Annotated in this window: 15 protein-coding genes; 7 read left to right on the forward strand and 8 right to left on the reverse strand. The window is 64.4% G+C overall.

Annotation, left to right across the window (positions count from 1 at the left end; genetic code table 11):
• Positions 1-22 precede the first annotated feature (22 nt).
• Positions 23-2,047, reverse strand: coding sequence for a TonB-dependent receptor plug domain-containing protein (locus tag GEV02_RS04720; RefSeq protein ID WP_152836813.1), 2,025 nt, complete (start codon positions 2,045-2,047; stop codon positions 23-25).
• 204 nt (positions 2,048-2,251) lie between these two features.
• On the opposite strand from GEV02_RS04720, the gene GEV02_RS04725 reads away from it, so the two are divergent.
• Both GEV02_RS04725 and GEV02_RS04730 read left to right on the forward strand, forming a co-directional pair.
• Positions 2,252-3,364 carry a sensor histidine kinase gene (locus GEV02_RS04725; RefSeq protein ID WP_152836814.1) on the forward strand — a complete coding sequence of 371 codons (1,113 nt, stop codon included), beginning with the start codon at positions 2,252-2,254 and terminating at the stop codon, positions 3,362-3,364.
• Positions 3,365-3,369: 5 nt separating this feature from the next.
• Positions 3,370-4,122, forward strand: a complete 753-nt coding sequence (locus GEV02_RS04730; RefSeq protein WP_152836815.1) for a LytR/AlgR family response regulator transcription factor — start codon at positions 3,370-3,372, stop codon at positions 4,120-4,122.
• A 9-nt stretch (positions 4,123-4,131) separates the two neighbouring features.
• On the opposite strand, the gene GEV02_RS04735 is transcribed toward GEV02_RS04730, so the two are convergent.
• Genes GEV02_RS04735 through GEV02_RS04745 form a run of 3 tightly spaced genes read right to left on the reverse strand, consistent with a single transcriptional unit; the run spans position 4,132 to position 7,812 of the window.
• Positions 4,132-6,132 (reverse strand): sensor histidine kinase, encoded by a 2,001-nt coding sequence (locus GEV02_RS04735; protein ID WP_152836816.1) that lies wholly within the window; start codon positions 6,130-6,132, stop codon positions 4,132-4,134.
• Positions 6,133-6,182: 50 nt separating this feature from the next.
• Positions 6,183-6,584 carry a type 2 periplasmic-binding domain-containing protein gene (locus tag GEV02_RS04740; protein WP_152836817.1) on the reverse strand — a complete coding sequence of 134 codons (402 nt, stop codon included), beginning with the start codon at positions 6,582-6,584 and terminating at the stop codon, positions 6,183-6,185.
• Positions 6,585-6,597: 13 nt separating this feature from the next.
• Complete coding sequence (locus GEV02_RS04745) at positions 6,598-7,812, reverse strand: porin (RefSeq protein WP_152836818.1); 1,215 nt, start codon at positions 7,810-7,812, stop codon at positions 6,598-6,600.
• Positions 7,813-8,193: 381 nt separating this feature from the next.
• Here GEV02_RS04745 and argJ point away from each other — a divergent pair, with 381 nt between their 5' ends.
• Genes argJ through GEV02_RS04765 form a run of 4 tightly spaced genes read left to right on the forward strand, consistent with a single transcriptional unit; the run spans position 8,194 to position 11,159 of the window.
• On the forward strand, positions 8,194-9,432 hold the full coding sequence (gene argJ, locus GEV02_RS04750) for a bifunctional glutamate N-acetyltransferase/amino-acid acetyltransferase ArgJ (RefSeq protein ID WP_152836819.1): 1,239 nt from the start codon (positions 8,194-8,196) through the stop codon (positions 9,430-9,432).
• Position 9,433: 1 nt separating this feature from the next.
• On the forward strand, positions 9,434-10,318 hold the full coding sequence (locus GEV02_RS04755; protein ID WP_008445469.1) for an ATP-binding protein: 885 nt from the start codon (positions 9,434-9,436) through the stop codon (positions 10,316-10,318).
• On the forward strand, positions 10,315-10,731 hold the full coding sequence (locus tag GEV02_RS04760) for an NUDIX domain-containing protein (protein WP_152836820.1): 417 nt from the start codon (positions 10,315-10,317) through the stop codon (positions 10,729-10,731). Before GEV02_RS04755 ends, GEV02_RS04760 begins: the two co-directional genes overlap by 4 nt.
• Complete coding sequence (locus tag GEV02_RS04765; RefSeq protein ID WP_235922670.1) at positions 10,728-11,159, forward strand: anti-sigma factor; 432 nt, start codon at positions 10,728-10,730, stop codon at positions 11,157-11,159. Before GEV02_RS04760 ends, GEV02_RS04765 begins: the two co-directional genes overlap by 4 nt.
• Here the strand turns inward: GEV02_RS04765 and yacG are convergent, their stop codons facing one another.
• From yacG to GEV02_RS04785, 4 genes are all read right to left on the reverse strand, one after another.
• The gene (gene yacG, locus GEV02_RS04770; RefSeq protein ID WP_152805033.1) at positions 11,160-11,333 is read right to left on the reverse strand and encodes a DNA gyrase inhibitor YacG; all 174 of its coding nucleotides are present in this window, start codon (positions 11,331-11,333) and stop codon (positions 11,160-11,162) included.
• A 9-nt stretch (positions 11,334-11,342) separates the two neighbouring features.
• Positions 11,343-12,098, reverse strand: coding sequence for a cell division protein ZapD (gene zapD / locus GEV02_RS04775; RefSeq protein ID WP_008445477.1), 756 nt, complete (start codon positions 12,096-12,098; stop codon positions 11,343-11,345).
• A gap of 88 nt (positions 12,099-12,186) precedes the next feature.
• Entirely contained in the window at positions 12,187-12,816 is a 630-nt protein-coding gene (gene coaE, locus GEV02_RS04780; protein WP_152836822.1) for a dephospho-CoA kinase, read from the reverse strand.
• A gap of 6 nt (positions 12,817-12,822) precedes the next feature.
• Positions 12,823-13,698, reverse strand: a complete 876-nt coding sequence (locus tag GEV02_RS04785) for a prepilin peptidase (protein WP_152836823.1) — start codon at positions 13,696-13,698, stop codon at positions 12,823-12,825.
• Positions 13,699-13,872: 174 nt separating this feature from the next.
• On the opposite strand from GEV02_RS04785, the gene GEV02_RS04790 reads away from it, so the two are divergent.
• Positions 13,873-14,673 carry a sensor histidine kinase gene (locus GEV02_RS04790; protein ID WP_152836824.1) on the forward strand — a complete coding sequence of 267 codons (801 nt, stop codon included), beginning with the start codon at positions 13,873-13,875 and terminating at the stop codon, positions 14,671-14,673.

Genomic DNA, 14,673 nt, shown 5'->3' on the forward strand with positions numbered 1-14,673 from the left:
TCCGGTTTTTTTTTATCCTGATTTAAAGCTGGCGTTCGTAGATGGCGCGGATGCCGGCGCGGCTTGGCGTGCTGGAGGTGCGCGCCGTGCTGGCGCTGCCGTCGGCGTAGAACTGGCCGAGCAGCTGGTCCTGGTGCAGCGCGTTCAGCAGCGATATGCGCAGCCGCGATTTGCTGTCGAACTTCCATAGCGCGTAGGCGTCCACGGTGCGCGTCACGCCGGTATAGCTGGCCAGCCTGTCGCTGATGCGGACCATGCCGCCGGTCTGCAGGCCGGCGTTGAAGCCCAGCGTCAACGCGTCGGCGGGGCGGTAGTCGAGACCCACGTTGGCGCTGAAAGGGATCTGCGTGCCGAGGCGATTGTCCGGCCCCGGCACCGCATCCAGCCGCGACCAGTTGCGCGATGCGTTGATGCGTACGTCGGCCGGCCATGCGCTCAGCGGGAATTTGGCGTCGATCTCGATGCCGGCCATTTTGGCCTTGCCGCCGTTGTAGGGCGTTGTCACCCACGATCCGTTTTGTTCGAACAGGCGCTGCACGGTCACGTCGCGGATGCGCCGCGCATAGGCGGAGATGCTCGCCGAACCATCCTTGCCGAAGTACGACTCGTACGCCGCATCCAGTCCCCACGCCAGTTCCGGCCGCAGATCGGGGTTGCCCTGCACGTCCGGGTTGATGGGGCCGTTGTCGTTATTGATGGTGTAGCGGCGCGGCAGCAGGTCGCGCGTCGGCGGCGCTTTGTAGGTGCGGGCGAGGGCCAGTCTTATCTGGTCGCGCTCCTGATTCGGCAGCTTCCACATCATCTGCGCCACAGGACTGAAAACGCTGGAGCGGTTTTGCACCGCCGCCAGCATGGCGCCGTCGGTGCGGGTGTCCAGCCCTTCCCAGCGCAGGCCCAGATAGGCTTGCAGGCGCGGTGTCACATCCCATTCGTCCTGGGCGAAGAGGGCGATGCGGCGTACGCGCGCCTCGTACTCTTGCAGCAGCTGGCCCAGTGCCGCGCCGCTGGCCGCGCTGTCGTCCTGGTGGCGCATCTCGCTGCGGCGCGTGTCGGCGCCGTCCCAGCCGATAGCCAGGCTGTGTGCTTCGCGCAGGCGGGTCAGGTATTTGCCGTTGGTGGTGATACTGTCGTCGTCGGCACTCGACTTGACGGCGCGTGTGAACAGCGGCGTGCCGTCCGCGCTGGCGCCGTGGAAGGCATAGTCGGTGTTGCGATGGTTGTAGTCGTAGCCCAGCTTGACGCTTAGCTTACCGTCCGCGCCGACCGCGTGCGTCCACGTCAAGCCGCTGCGCAGGAAGGCCGTGTGCGATTGCGAGCGCCAGTCGCTGTCGGGGTAGGCGGTCGGTGCGCCATAGATGCTGGTTTCGCGGGAGTCCCCGTGGCTGCTGGTGCGGTACAGGTCCAGCAGGTTTTGCCAGGCCAGCATGTCGCCGTTTGCCAGCGTCCAGTTCATGCGCGGCGCCAGATTCAGCTTGGTCTGCTGCGATGCGTTCAGCTCGGTGAAGGTGCGCAGCGCCGCAGGGCCTTCCACGCGTTCGGTGGTGGCGGTCGTGTTGCGGAAACCGGTGTCGCTCAGCGTGCCGGCCAGTCCGTACGACAGCGCGCCGTCGCGGTCGGCGATCTGCATGGTGGCGGAAGGGCCGGTCACGCCTTGCAGGTTCTCGATGCCCAGTTTGAGGTCGCGCTGCGCGCGGCTGCCTTTGCGAAGTATCACGTTGATGCTGCCCGCCAGCGCCTGTGCGCTGTATTCGGCCGACGCGGTGCGCAGTATCTCGATGCGTTCGATCAGCTCTGGCGAGATGGCGTCGATGGACATACCCTGTGGCGCGGGCTCGCCGTTTATCAGCAATTGCGTGTAGCCCGCGCCCAGCCCGCGCATGCGTACCTCGCCGCCCGCGACGGAGATGCCGGGCTGGCGTTTGAGCAGGGCGGAGAGTGTGGTGTCGCCATACAGGTCGATGTCGGCGCGGCCGACGACGATCTTGGCGGCGGTGTCGTTGCGGCGCAGGGCCTGAGCGGCCGAGCCGGCGATTTCAACGCGTTGCATGTCGGCGGCTTCTTGCGCGTTCGCGCCCGCCGCGAGGCAGAGCAGTAGGATAGGTTTCATGAGGAGGGTTTGAGTTGGTCCGGCGCAGAGTATCGCGCCCGCCAAGGCCGCGCAGACCGCCTTTGTGACGAGCGCCCGGAATGCCGTGACGACGCGCCGCCGCAGCGCATTTTGACCGCGCAGGCGGCTGATATACTCGCCCTCATGGATCAACTCTCTCTCACATGGCGCGAAGCGCGCAACACCTTGCTGGTCAACCTGCTGGTCTGGGGCGTGCTGTGCGCGGTCGGCGCGGCCGGCGTCTACAGCGATGTGCTGCGCCAGGGCGGCACCCGGAGCTATGGCCGCGTGCTGCTGAACTGGGATCTGAATCACGCTTTGATGCTCACGCTCAGCGTCAGCCTGTACCTGATCTTCCGCCGCTGGCCCGCACTGACCGCCAGCGCACGCGCCATCGCCCGCAGCTACGCGCTGGTACTGTTCATCTTCGTGCCGCTGCAGATGCTCTATCTGGCGGTGCTGGATGCGGCACGCGCCGATCAGCCGCTGGACCTGGCGCACGTCTGGCAGCTGTTCGTCACGCCGCACGGGTTTGACGTCTTCCTCGAATTCGCGTGGACCACCGGCACCTTCACCGCAGTCGCCGCAGCCTGCATCTGGCGCGGCAGCCAGGCGCGGGACCGGGCATGGCAGCAGGCGCTGACCGACAACCTGAATCTCAACCTCGAACTGGAACGCCAGCGCATGCTGGCCTTGCGCGCGCAACTGGAGCCCCATTTCATCTTCAACGCGCTGAACGCGATCAGCGCGCTGGTGCGCACCAGCGATGGCGACCTGGCGCTGAACGGCATCAACCGCCTGAGCGACCTGCTGCGCTACGCGCTCACGGCCAGCAGCCGCGATTGGGTGACGGTCGGCGAGGAGCTGGCCTTTGTCGGCGACTATCTGGCCTTGCAGCGCCTGCGCTACAAGGCGCGGCTGCAAGTTGCGATGGAGGTCGGCGATGTGCAGGGCGGGGACTGTCCGCCGCTGCTGCTGCAACCGCTGATCGAGAACGCCCTGCGCCACGACCTGGATTGCCACGAAGGCCAAAGCGACATCCGCATCAGCGTGCAGCGCGACGGCGGACAGCTGCACATCAGCATCAGCAATCCCGTAACGCCGGGCGCTACGCCCAATCCCGGCCTCGGTCTAGGGCTGGCTAATACGCGGGCGCGCTTGCAACTGGCCTATCGCGGCGCGGCCTCGCTGCACAGCGCCGCGCGCGACGGCCGCTTTGAAGTCGAGATCCGTATGCCTTTCCACGCACAGGAGTGACAGCGATGCGCGTCTTGCTGGTCGATGATGAAGAACCGGGCCGCATCAACCTGCGCTACGCGCTGGCGCGGCATCCGCAGTGGCAGGTGGTGGCCGAATGCGCCAGCGCCGCCGCCGCGCGCGAGCTGCTGGCGCAGCAGGAAGTGGATCTGGTTTTCCTGGATGTGCAGATGCCGAGGGAATCGGGCATCGATCTGGCGCGCAGCCTGAGCGCGATGGCGGAGCCGCCGCTGATCGTATTCGTCACCGCCTACAACGTCTACGCCATCGAGGCGTTCGAAGTGCACGCGATGGACTACCTGCTCAAACCCTTCGACGATGCACGGCTGGCGCAGACGCTGGAGCGCGCCGCCGCGATGCTGGCGCAACGCCAGCTGGCCGGCTTCGCGCCGGCGCTGCGGGCCTATGTCGCTCCGCCTTCCGGCTACTGGCAGCAGGTCAGCGTACGCTCGATCGGACGTATCGAGTGCATACGGCTGGAGGACGTGCAGTGGATGGAGGCGGATGGCAACTACGTCAAGCTGCACCTCGCCAGGCGCTGCGTGTTATACCGCATTCCGCTCAGCCGTCTTGAGGAGCATCTCGATCCCGCGCGCTTCATCCGCGTGCATCGCCGCGCCATCGTCGCGGCGGAGCAGTGCGCCACGTTGTCCGTAGTCGGCGATGGCAGCTATCTGCTGGCGCTGCGTTGCGGCGATACCGTCGCCGTCAGCGAGCGCCACGTGGAGCCGGTGCGCGCCCGCCTGGCCGAAGCCTGAACCTGAGCGCTAGGCTGGCCGCGCAGGCTCGCGCTGCGGCGCGATGCGCGGCAGCAGCATGCGTACCGCCGTGCCCACGCCTGGCGCCGAGTCGATGGTGATGCGTCCACCCAGCACGCCGGTGACGATGTTGTAGACGATGTTCATCCCCAGCCCCGTGCCGCCCTGGCCCATCTTGGTCGTGAAGAAGGGATCGAACACGCGCCGCAGCACGTCCTCCGGCATGCCGGCGCCGTCGTCGCTGAACATCAGTTCGACGATGTCGTCGTCCACCGTCTCCGCGCGTACCGTGATGGTGCCGCCCTTCTGGTGCTCGAAAGCGTGGGTCAGCGCGTTGTTCACCAGGTTGTTCAAAACCTGGTACAGCGCGCCCGGATAAGAGTCGAAAATCAGGTGATCGGGGATCTGCATCACCACCTCGCATTCGGCGCGGCGCAGGCGCGGCATGTAGGTGGCCATGGTGTCGTGCACCGCCGACAGCATGTCGAATTGGCGACGCTGGTCGTTGGTCTGGTCGACGGCGATCTGCTTGAATGACGAGATCAGCTCCGCCGCCTTGTGCAGCGAGCCTGATATCAGCTGGCTCGCCATGCGTACTTCTTCCAGATGCGCGGTCAGCTCCGAACGCCGCAGCGCGCCGGCCGCCACGTGCTTGTCGAATTCCACCACGCGGTCGCGCAGCGCGGTGGAGGCCAGCAGGCTGTTGCCGATCGGCGTATTGAGTTCGTGTGCGATGCCGGCCACCAGCGATCCGAGCGACGCCATTTTCTCCGCCGCCAGCAGTTCGTCCTGCGTGTGCTGCAAGGTCTCCAGCGCTGTACTCAGGTCGGCGTTGGCGCGTTCCAGCGCGGCCGAGCGGTCGCGCACGCGGGTCTCCAGCGACACGTTCAAGTCCTTCAGCTCACGCTTGGCGTTGAGTTCCTCGGTCAGGTCCAGCAGTGCCCAGATGATGGAGTCGTTGCCGTCCAAGGTCAGCGAGGACGACCAGATCGCCACGCTGCCCACGCTGCCGTCGGGCAGCAGCACACCGGCGATGGCGCCGTGCACCGCGCCGTCGGTCTGGTACATCTTCCAGATGCGGTCGCGCTCCAGCGTGCTGGCCCAGAACGGCACTTCGTCGCTGCGCTTGCCGATCAACTTGGCCGCGCCGGCGCCGAAGGTGTGCGTGACGGCGCGGTTGGCGGCGACGATGCGGCCGTCGCGGTCCGACACCGTCAGCGGCAGCGGCGCCATGTCGAACAGGGTCTTGAAGCGCGCTTCCGATTCCGACAGCCGCTTTTGCGATTGTTCCAGCTGGTCGATGCGTTCGCGCAGCGCCGCGCTCATGGCGTTGAGCGCGCGCGTGAAGACGGCGATTTCGTCGTCGCCTTCGACCGGCAGCGCCTTGCTGTAATCGCCCAGCGTCATCTGCTGCGATTGGCCGGTCAGCGCGTTGAGGCGCCGTCCGATGCCGTGGGTGAAGGCGTAGAACAGCACCACGCCCAGCGCCAGGCCGACCAGCGAGATCACGCCGCCCTGCAGCATCACTTCGTCGCGGGCCTGCTTCAAGTCCTTGGTGGTGAGGCCGAAATTGATCGAGCCGACGCGGTTATCGCGCAGCAGCAGCGGCGAGCGCGCGTGCAGCGTGCTGTCTTCGATGATGGTGCGTACGCCTTTGAAACTGGTGCCGCCGCCTTGCCGCAGAATCTCGGGCAAGGGCATGTCGCGCTTGCCGGCTTCGATGATGGGCTTTTCGTCCTGGTCGAGGATGACCAGGTAGCGCAGAAAACTGTCGTCGGGATCGGCCAGCATTTCGGCCAGATAGCCGGTCAGTTCGGGCAGGCGGCCGCGCGTGGCGTAGGGACTGAGGGAGAGATTGAGCGTGACCGCGTACTCTTGGGCGACGCGTTCGGCATTGGTGCTGACGGCGTGGTTCATCAGGCGCAGGCTGTTCCAGATCAGCAGGCCAACCACCAGCGCCTGGATGACGGCGCTCAGCAGCAGAAATTTCGCGCGCAGCGATAGACTCAAAACGTGCTCTCCTCAGGGCATAGCCAGGAGAGCACGGGGCTACCTGGAAGTTAAGGCAGGGTCAGAATCACTTTGACGGTGTCGTCTACTGCCGACTTGTCAATATAACCGATCGCCTTCGGATCGGCAGCAACTGCTTTCTTCACCTCGGCGTTGTTCGGGTATTCCTTCGGTGGCGTGGCTTTACCGGTGAACACCAGCTTGGACCACAGCGCCTTTACCTGCGCGGGATCCTTCTCCGCGACCTTCTGGTAGAAGTCGGCGCGGATGTGCGAGCCTTCGGCCTGGTCGACCGGCGTGAACAGGTTGGATTTACCGAGGAAGAATTGCGATGCCTGTTCCGAGAACATGCGGGTCGCCGGATTCTTCTGGCTGACGATGACAACGGTTTCCGCCGATGCGCCGGCTGCGGCCAGCGACGACAGCAGTGCAGCGATAATCAATTTTTTCATATTGGTTCCCCGATTAGAAAACGAAGTCGAGCGCGGCGCCGACGACGGTGATGTTGTTGTTGAAGCCTGGCTGTACGAAGATCAGCGAGCCGGCCTTGGTCTTAGGCTTGACGCGGTCGATCTGCACTTTCAGGGCCAGCGATTTGGCGAAGTCCCAACGCACGCCGATCATGTCCGAGGTTTGTTCCGGCGACGGCAGCAGGCCATAGACGACGGCGCCCAGCGGGCTGTTTTTCGGCAGGGCCGCTGGCGGCGTTACCGAGCTGCCGGCATCCTTGTAGGAAGCGTGGGCGTAGTAAGGCAGGACCTTGCCGACGCGGTAGCCGACCATGGAGTACCAGGCGTTGGTGTCAGGGATGTAGACCGGCTCTTTGGCGCGGCGCTGTGCGTATTCGGTCTGGACCACGATGTTGTTCCAGTCCATGGTGCCGCCGATCGAGGTGAAGGCGATCTTCTTGCCGGTGGTCAGACCGAGGTCGTTGGCCAGCTGGGTGAAGCCGAACTGGTTCAGCGTGCCGGTCAGGCTGTTGATCGGGGCCAGGTCGTTGATCTTCATGTTGGCGCGGGCGTGGCCGACGCGGATCAGGAAGGGACCGTATTCGCCGGTGAAGCTGATGCCGGCCGCCGGTGCGCGGTAGGTGGCGACCGAACCGGCGCCGGTAGGAACGAACAGCTTGCCGCGGCTGACGCCGACGAAGGCCTGGGTGGTGAAGTTGATGTCACCGAAGGCGTGCTGGTAGTTGATGTCCGCGCCGTCGACGTTTTCGATCGGAGCCTGGCCGTACATTTCAATCGGAGGACGCATCATGGTGTTGGCGTAGCCAACGTTCTGGTAGTCCGAGATCAGGAAGGTCGGCAGCACCACGCGGCCAACGCGCACGCTGGTCTCGTCGTTGATGCGGGCTTTCAGGAAGGCCCAGGTCAGGTCGGTGGTGAAGGTCGGGCTGGTGTTCTTGCGGGTCAGGATCTGCGCGGTGCCGGACAGCCAGTCGTTGATCTTGTAGGTTGCTTGCAGACCCAGGTTGGTGTCGAGGCCGATCCTGGCCTTGTCGGACACGCCTTCCGCCTGGTTGTAACGGGCGAATTGGGCTTGGTCGGTGTTGCTCTTGGCGACACCCAACGTGCCGAAGCCGCTGATGCTCAGGTTATCGTCGCCCATGGTGCCTGCCTGTGCCTGCATGGCGGCGGTGGCGGCAAATACGGCAGCTACTAAAAGTTGCTTTTTCATGTGGTCTGTTTCCTTAGATTTGTTGTCTGGTGTTTTACTGCTGTCGACGATCGTGTCGTCTGTTTTGTCTTGTGACATGCGGGGATGCGGCATTCGGGCTACACCTTAAACTAATTTCCGTACGGCATGAAATTGTTTTTGAGAAATTAGATCGAACGTTCTAAAATCTTGTCGTTTTTGCGCTGAATTTAGTGATTTTCCCAACAAATTCATGGGGTTGTATGACATCCTTCTAGTGCTTTTTGAGCAAATTTGAGCTTAAAACATGCCTTGGGGAAAGTAGGTGGATTTGTAACTATTAGTCGCAATGATGCGATGCGCCAATTTGGCCGTCAGGTATTACAATAGCGGCTCCCACTTTCCACTCACGAGAACACTCATATGGCCGTCAATTCCCCTCTGCCCGTCGCCTCCGCACTGAAGCCTGTAGCCGGCATCGAAATCGGCTTTGCCGAAGCCGGTATCAAAAAGCCGAACCGCAAGGACGTGCTGGTGATGAAAGTGGCGACTACCGCCACCGTGTCCGGCGTGTTCACGCTGAACCGCTTCTGCGCCGCGCCGGTGCAGATCGCCAAGGCCCACCTGGCGGCGGCCAAGGAAAGCGGCAAGCCGATCGCCGCGCTGCTGATTAACACCGGCAACGCCAATGCCGGCACCGGTGAACTGGGTCTGTCGCTGGCCAATGAAACCTGCGCCGCGCTGGCCGCGCAACTGGGCTGCGACGCGTCGCAGATCCTGCCGTTTTCCACCGGCGTGATCCTGGAGCCGCTGCCGGCCGCCAAAGTGATCGCCGGCCTGCCGCAAGCCGTGGCCGGTCTGAAGGCCGATAACTGGTACAACGCCGCCGAAGCCATCATGACCACCGACACGCAGCCGAAAGCCGGCTCGCGCACCGTCACCATCGGCGGCCACACCGTCACCATGAGCGGCATCAGCAAGGGCGCCGGCATGATCAAGCCGAACATGGCCACCATGCTGGGCTACCTGGCCTTCGACGCCAAGGTGGCGCAGCCGGTGCTGGACGTGCTGGTCAAGCAGGTGGCCGACAAGTCGTTCAACTGCATCACCATCGACGGCGACACGTCGACCAACGATTCCTTCATGCTGATCGCCACCGGCGCCGGCTCGCTGGAAATCACTTCGGTCGATACACCTGAATATGCTGAACTGGCGGCCGCCGTTACCGAACTGTCGCTGTTCCTGGCGCAGGCCATCGTGCGCGACGGCGAAGGCGCGACCAAGTTCATCACCATCACCGTGGAAGACGGCGCCAGCGTGGAAGAGTGCCGCAAGATCGCTTACTCGATCGGCCACTCGCCGCTGGTCAAGACCGCGTTCTTCGCGTCCGATCCTAACTTGGGCCGCATCCTGGCCGCCATCGGCTACGCCGGTGTCGACGACCTCGATGTCAGCAAACTCAATCTGTACCTGGACGATGTGTGGGTCGCCAAGAACGGCGGCCGCAATCCGGACTACAAGGAAGAAGACGGCCAGCGCGTGATGAAGCAGAGCGAGATCCTGGTGCGCGTGAAGCTGGCGCGCGGCGCGGCTGCGGCCACCGTCTACACCTGCGACCTGTCGCACGACTACGTGAGCATCAACGCCGACTACCGTTCCTAAGATGGCGACGCCTCTCGAACAATTCCTGGTGCGCGCCGAAGCCTTGCTGGCGCGCGTGGAGGCGGTGCTGCCGCAGGCGCCGCGTGAGCCGGACTGGAAGCTGGGCTTCGCTTTCCGCTGGAGGAAACGCAACAGCGGCGCAACTGGCGGCGGCGCCAGCTATCTGCAGGCGGTGGCCCATGTGTCGCCGATCGCGCTGGACGACTTGCAGCACATTGGCCCGCAGAAGGAGCAGATCGAGCAGAACACCCGTCAGTTCGTGCAGGGCAAGCCGGCCAACAACGTGCTGCTGACCGGCGCGCGCGGCACGGGCAAGTCCTCGCTGATCAAGGCTTGTCTGAACCAGTTCGGCAAGGATGGCCTGCGCCTGATCGAAGTCGACAAGGCCGATCTGGCCGAGCTGCCCGATATCGTCGATATCGTGGCGGGCCGGCCGGAACGCTTCATCATCTTCTGCGACGACCTGTCGTTCGAGGAAGGGGAGAGCGGCTACAAGGCGCTGAAGGTGGCGCTGGATGGCAGCATCTCGGCGCAGTCGGACAATGTGCTGATCTACGCCACCTCCAACCGCCGTCACCTGATGCCGGAGCGTATGTCCGACAACATGAGCTACAAGCACGACGAGGACGGCGACCTGCATCCGGGCGAGACGGTGGAAGAGAAGATTTCGCTGTCCGAGCGTTTCGGCCTGTGGCTGACTTTCTATCCGTTCAAGCAGGACGACTACCTGGCCATCGTCGGCCACTGGCTGTCGTCGCTGGGTTGCAGCGAGGCGCAGATTGAAGCGTCGCGCGCCGATGCATTGCGCTGGGCCTTGCAGCGCGGCTCGCGTTCGGGCCGCGTGGCCTGGCAGTTCGCCAAGGACTTCGCAGGGAAGCAGGCATGAGCGGCGCCGAAGTGAAGGTCAAGCCGGTCGATGTCGCTGTCGGCATCCTGATGAAGCCGAATGGCGACGTGCTGCTGGGCCAGCGCCCGGTCGGCAAGCCGTATGAAGGTTATTGGGAATTCCCCGGTGGTAAAGTCGATCCGGGCGAGACGGTGCTGGAGGCGCTCAAGCGCGAGTTCGTCGAAGAGCTGGGCCTGACCGTCAACAGCGCCGAGGAATGGTGCGGCGTCGAGCACGTGTACGAGCACGCGCATGTGCGGCTGCACTTCTTCATCAGCCGCGACTGGAGTGGTGAGCCGCAAAGCCTCGAAGGCCAGGCCTTCGCCTGGCAGGGCGCGGTCGGCGTCGAGCCGCTGCTGCCGGCCACCATTCCGCTGCTGGAGTGGCTGGACATGGTGCGCTACGGTCCATGAACCAACTGAAAACCTGGCGCATTGTCGCGGGCAGTGCCCTGGCCGGCTGCGCGGCGCTGGGCGCCTTGCTGCTGTGGCCAGCACCGGCCGCACCGGCGTACGTGGCCGTGCTGTCAGCGCCTCAGGACAACGGCGCCGGCTGGGTGGTGCAGGTCGCGCCGGACCGCCAGCTGACGCTGACGCCGCTGCACGGCACGTTGGTCGCCAATCGCAAGGTGCTGCAATTCTGGACCATGCCGGCGGGCGGCGCTTCGGTATCGCTGGGATTGGTGGAGCAGGATCGCCAGTTCAAGCTGGCGCTGGACAAGCAACTGCCGCTGGCGGTGGACCAGGTGTTTGAATTGACGCTGGAGCCGGCGCCCGGATCGCCGAGCGGCCAGCCGGCCGGACCGGTGCTGTACACCGGTGTCGCCGTCAGGACGAACTGATTACTCTTCGTCGTTGGGATCGACTGGCGGGGCGGCGGGGATGGTGTACTTTTCCTCGGCCCAGGCGCCGAGATCGATTTGTTTGCAGCGTTCCGAGCAGAACGGGCGATACTTATTTTCTTCCTTCCACTCCACTTTGGCGGAGCAGGTAGGGCAGTCAACTACGGTGGCCATGATCTATCTTTAGAAGTTACAGAGGGTGAGCTCGAATGGTACATCATCTTCCAGCGGCTTGGGTTTCAAGTCGCCGCCCTGCGAGGTGAAACGCACCCACAACATGTACTTGTTGGCCGAGATCTCCGGGATCGCGCCCAGCGATTCGTCCAGCGTCAGACGCAGCATCTGATAGACCTTGCCCTGCAACATCTGCTGATAACTGCCGGCCACGGCGATCATCTTGACCGGGCCGCCGGAATCGCGCAGCAGGCGCAGCACCAGGCCCAGCGCGTCGAACAGCGGCGCCAGCGGCGCGAACCAGGTGGCGATATCGTTGAAGCGCTGCTCGGCCGGACGCTTTTGCCAGGCATAGTAGGACGGCAAGTCGAATTCGCAGGCGCCGCCGGGAATGATGGTGCGGCCGCGTATGCTCATCAGCCACTCGTTGTCGCGCACGTTCTGGCCGGTCTTGCCCTGGGCCGCGACCAAGGCGCTGCTCACGCCGTCCAGTTCGGCCAGGATGGCGTCCAGCGTTTCCGCCTGCACGTTCGGGTTCATGCGGTAGCCCAGCAGCGATTGGCGCTGGCGTTCCAGTTCTTGCAACAGGTCGGATTTCAAGTCGGCGCGGCCGGCCACCTCCAGCATGTCGAAGATGGTCGCCAATGCGACGTGGTGCTGCATAGGATGTTCTTGATGCACAAAGAACTTGAATTTCTCGTACAGATCCTCTAATCGCAACAACGTGCGGATGCGCTCGTTGAAAGGATATTCGTAGACAATCAAAATAACATCCCTCTGTAGGTGGACTTGCGATTAATTCCCGTGATTTTGAAGCAAGCCAAGCAAAATTACAAACGTTGCGAGGGTATTGTCACCGTTCTTTTTGAAATTGCGAGCGCATTTGCAAATATAAATCGTGCAGGCGGGCGATTTGGGGCTCCAAAGCCTCGATTCCGCCGCCGTTTTCGATAATATCGTCCGCCGCGGCCAGGCGTTGCTGGCGGCTCGCCTGCGTCGCCATGATGGCGCGGACTTGCGTTTCCGGCAAATTGTTACGCGCCATGACGCGGGCAATTTGCACTTCTTCCGGGCAGTCTACCGCCAGCACGCGCGTCACGCGCGCACGCCAGGTGCCCGATTCGACCAGCAGCGGCACGGCGAACATCACATAGCTGCCCGTCGCCGCCTCGGCCTCGGCCAGCGCGGCGTCGCGGATGCGCGGGTGCAGGATGGCTTCGAGCCGGGTCTTGGCGGCGGGGGCGGCAAACACCAGCGCGCGCATGCGGGCGCGGTCGAGCGCGCCGTTGGCATCGGCGAACTCGGCGCCGAACTCGGCCACGATGGCCGGCATGGCCGCGCCGCCGGGCGCCGTCAGGCTGTGGGCGATCTGGTCGGTGTCGACGATGCTGGCGCCGCGCGCGGCGAACAGGTCGGCCACCGTGCTCTTGCCGCTGCCGATGCCGCCGGTCAGGCCGATGGAGAAGGGCAGTGTGCTGTTCATCGGTTTTTAGAAATAGGGATAAATGGAACGGGTGAAGGCCGTGATCGGCCCGCTGTAGAGGAAGGCGATCAGGCCGGCAGCGGCCAGGTAGGGGCCGAACGGGATCTGGTATTCCAGTCCCTTGCGGTTGACGATCATCAGTACGATGCCGACCACCGAGCCCACCAGCGACGACATCAGCACGATGGCCGGCAGCATCGCCCAGCCCATCCACGCGCCCAGCGCGGCCAGCAGCTTGAAGTCGCCGTAGCCCATGCCTTCGCGCCCGCGCACCAGTTTGTACGCCCAGTACACGCTCCACAGCGCCAGGTAGCCGGCCGCCGCGCCGATCACCGCATCCTGCAGCGATACATAGGTGTGGTTGATGTTGAGCAGCAACCCGGCCCAGATCAGCGGATACGTCAGGTCGTCCGGCAGCAACTGGGTGTCGGCGTCGATGAAAGTCATGGCGATCAGCGAGTACAGCAGGAACAGGCCGCCCAGCCCTTGCCAGCCGCTGCCGTAGTGCCAGACCACGGCCACTGACAGCGCGCCGGTCAGCAGTTCGATGGCGGGGTAGCGCGGCGAGATCGGCGCCTTGCAGCTGCTGCACTTGCCGCGCAGGACCAGGTAGCTGACCACCGGGATGTTTTCCAGCGCGCCGATCTGGTGATTGCAGTGCGGACAGGCCGAGCGCGGGACGACCAGGTTGTAACGGTCGGTGTGCGGCTCGTCCTTGCCGGCTTCGACGGCGCAGTAGTTGTCCGATTCGCGCTGCATCATTTTCGGCAGGCGGTGGATCACGACGTTCAGGAAGCTGCCGAACAGCAGGCCGAACACGCCCGCGATCAGGCTGATGGCGAGGTCGCCGGCGGGCGCAAACAACAAGGTCGGTTCAGGCATGGCAGGTCGGGCCGGTAGATGATGACAGAGGCCCATATTAAAGCATTACAGCAACATTGCGGGACGGTTTTTCAGTGCGGGCGCCGGCGTCAAGTCCCTCCTTGGGGATATGGGAAGGCCACGCAGAGTGTGGCAAGGTGGAGAGCCTGCCATTCTGCGCCGCCGAGTTCGCGATTGTCCTCCCTTCCTCCGACCCCGCTGCTGTTGTTATCGGGCCTGTTGCTGGCGTGTCTGGCGCTGGGCGGCCTGCTGGCCTGCCTGCGCGCCGCCGAGCGCCGCCACCAGCACCGGCTGGCGCGGATGGCCGAGCGCGAGCAGGCCGCCTTCGCCTTGCAGGACACGCTGCTGCAAAACATGCAGGGCATGATCTTGCGCTTCCAGGGCGTGGGCCACCGGCTGCCGGACGGCAGCGCCGAGCGCGCCACCATAGAAACCATCCTCGACCAGGCCGACGAAGCGCTGGCCGAGGGCCGCCACCGCATCCTCGCGATGCGCGTGCCGGCGGTGAGCGGCGACAACCTGAGCCAGGCCTTCGCGGCGCTGGGGCAGTCGCTGCAGCAGAGTTTCAATACCGATTTTCGCCTGATCGTCAGCGCCGCGCCGGTGCCGTTGCTGGCCGAGCTGAGCGAGGAAATCTACCGCATCGCGCGCGAGGCGCTGTACAACGCCTTTCAGCACGCGGGCGCCGCGCAGATCGAGCTGGAGCTGATGTATGGCTGCGAGTTCTTCTCGCTGTACGTGCGCGACGATGGCAAGGGCATGGCGCTGCGGCCGCCGTCCGGCTACCGCGGCGTGGCGGCGATGCGCGAACGCGCCGAGCTGCTGGGCGGCAGCGTTGAGGTGCTGAGTCTGGAAGAGCAGGGGACCGAGGTGATCCTCAAAGTCCCCGCGCGGGTGTGTTACCAGCAGCAGAACCGCGCCGGCTGGTGGCGCCGGCTGGCGACCTGGCTGGGCCGCGCCGACGCGCCGGGCTGA

It is taken from the genome of Rugamonas aquatica (assembly GCF_009380215.1).
GTDB classification, from domain to species: Bacteria; Pseudomonadota; Gammaproteobacteria; order Burkholderiales; family Burkholderiaceae_D; genus Rugamonas; species Rugamonas aquatica_B.

Bases quoted from the DNA above. Each gene is read 5' to 3' on its own strand.
- GEV02_RS04720 (WP_152836813.1), bottom strand. From the start codon at position 2,047: ATGCAACGCGTTGAAATCGCCGGCTCGGCCGCTCAGGCCCTGCGCCGC.
- GEV02_RS04725 (WP_152836814.1), top strand. From the start codon at position 2,252: ATGGATCAACTCTCTCTCACATGGCGCGAAGCGCGCAACACCTTGCTG.
- GEV02_RS04730 (WP_152836815.1), top strand. From the start codon at position 3,370: ATGCGCGTCTTGCTGGTCGATGATGAAGAACCGGGCCGCATCAACCTG.
- GEV02_RS04740 (WP_152836817.1), bottom strand. From the start codon at position 6,584: ATGAAAAAATTGATTATCGCTGCACTGCTGTCGTCGCTGGCCGCAGCC.
- GEV02_RS04745 (WP_152836818.1), bottom strand. From the start codon at position 7,812: ATGAAAAAGCAACTTTTAGTAGCTGCCGTATTTGCCGCCACCGCCGCC.
- argJ (WP_152836819.1), top strand. From the start codon at position 8,194: ATGGCCGTCAATTCCCCTCTGCCCGTCGCCTCCGCACTGAAGCCTGTA.
- GEV02_RS04755 (WP_008445469.1), top strand. From the start codon at position 9,434: ATGGCGACGCCTCTCGAACAATTCCTGGTGCGCGCCGAAGCCTTGCTG.
- GEV02_RS04760 (WP_152836820.1), top strand. From the start codon at position 10,315: ATGAGCGGCGCCGAAGTGAAGGTCAAGCCGGTCGATGTCGCTGTCGGC.
- GEV02_RS04765 (WP_235922670.1), top strand. From the start codon at position 10,728: ATGAACCAACTGAAAACCTGGCGCATTGTCGCGGGCAGTGCCCTGGCC.
- yacG (WP_152805033.1), bottom strand. From the start codon at position 11,333: ATGGCCACCGTAGTTGACTGCCCTACCTGCTCCGCCAAAGTGGAGTGG.
- coaE (WP_152836822.1), bottom strand. From the start codon at position 12,816: ATGAACAGCACACTGCCCTTCTCCATCGGCCTGACCGGCGGCATCGGC.
- GEV02_RS04785 (WP_152836823.1), bottom strand. From the start codon at position 13,698: ATGCCTGAACCGACCTTGTTGTTTGCGCCCGCCGGCGACCTCGCCATC.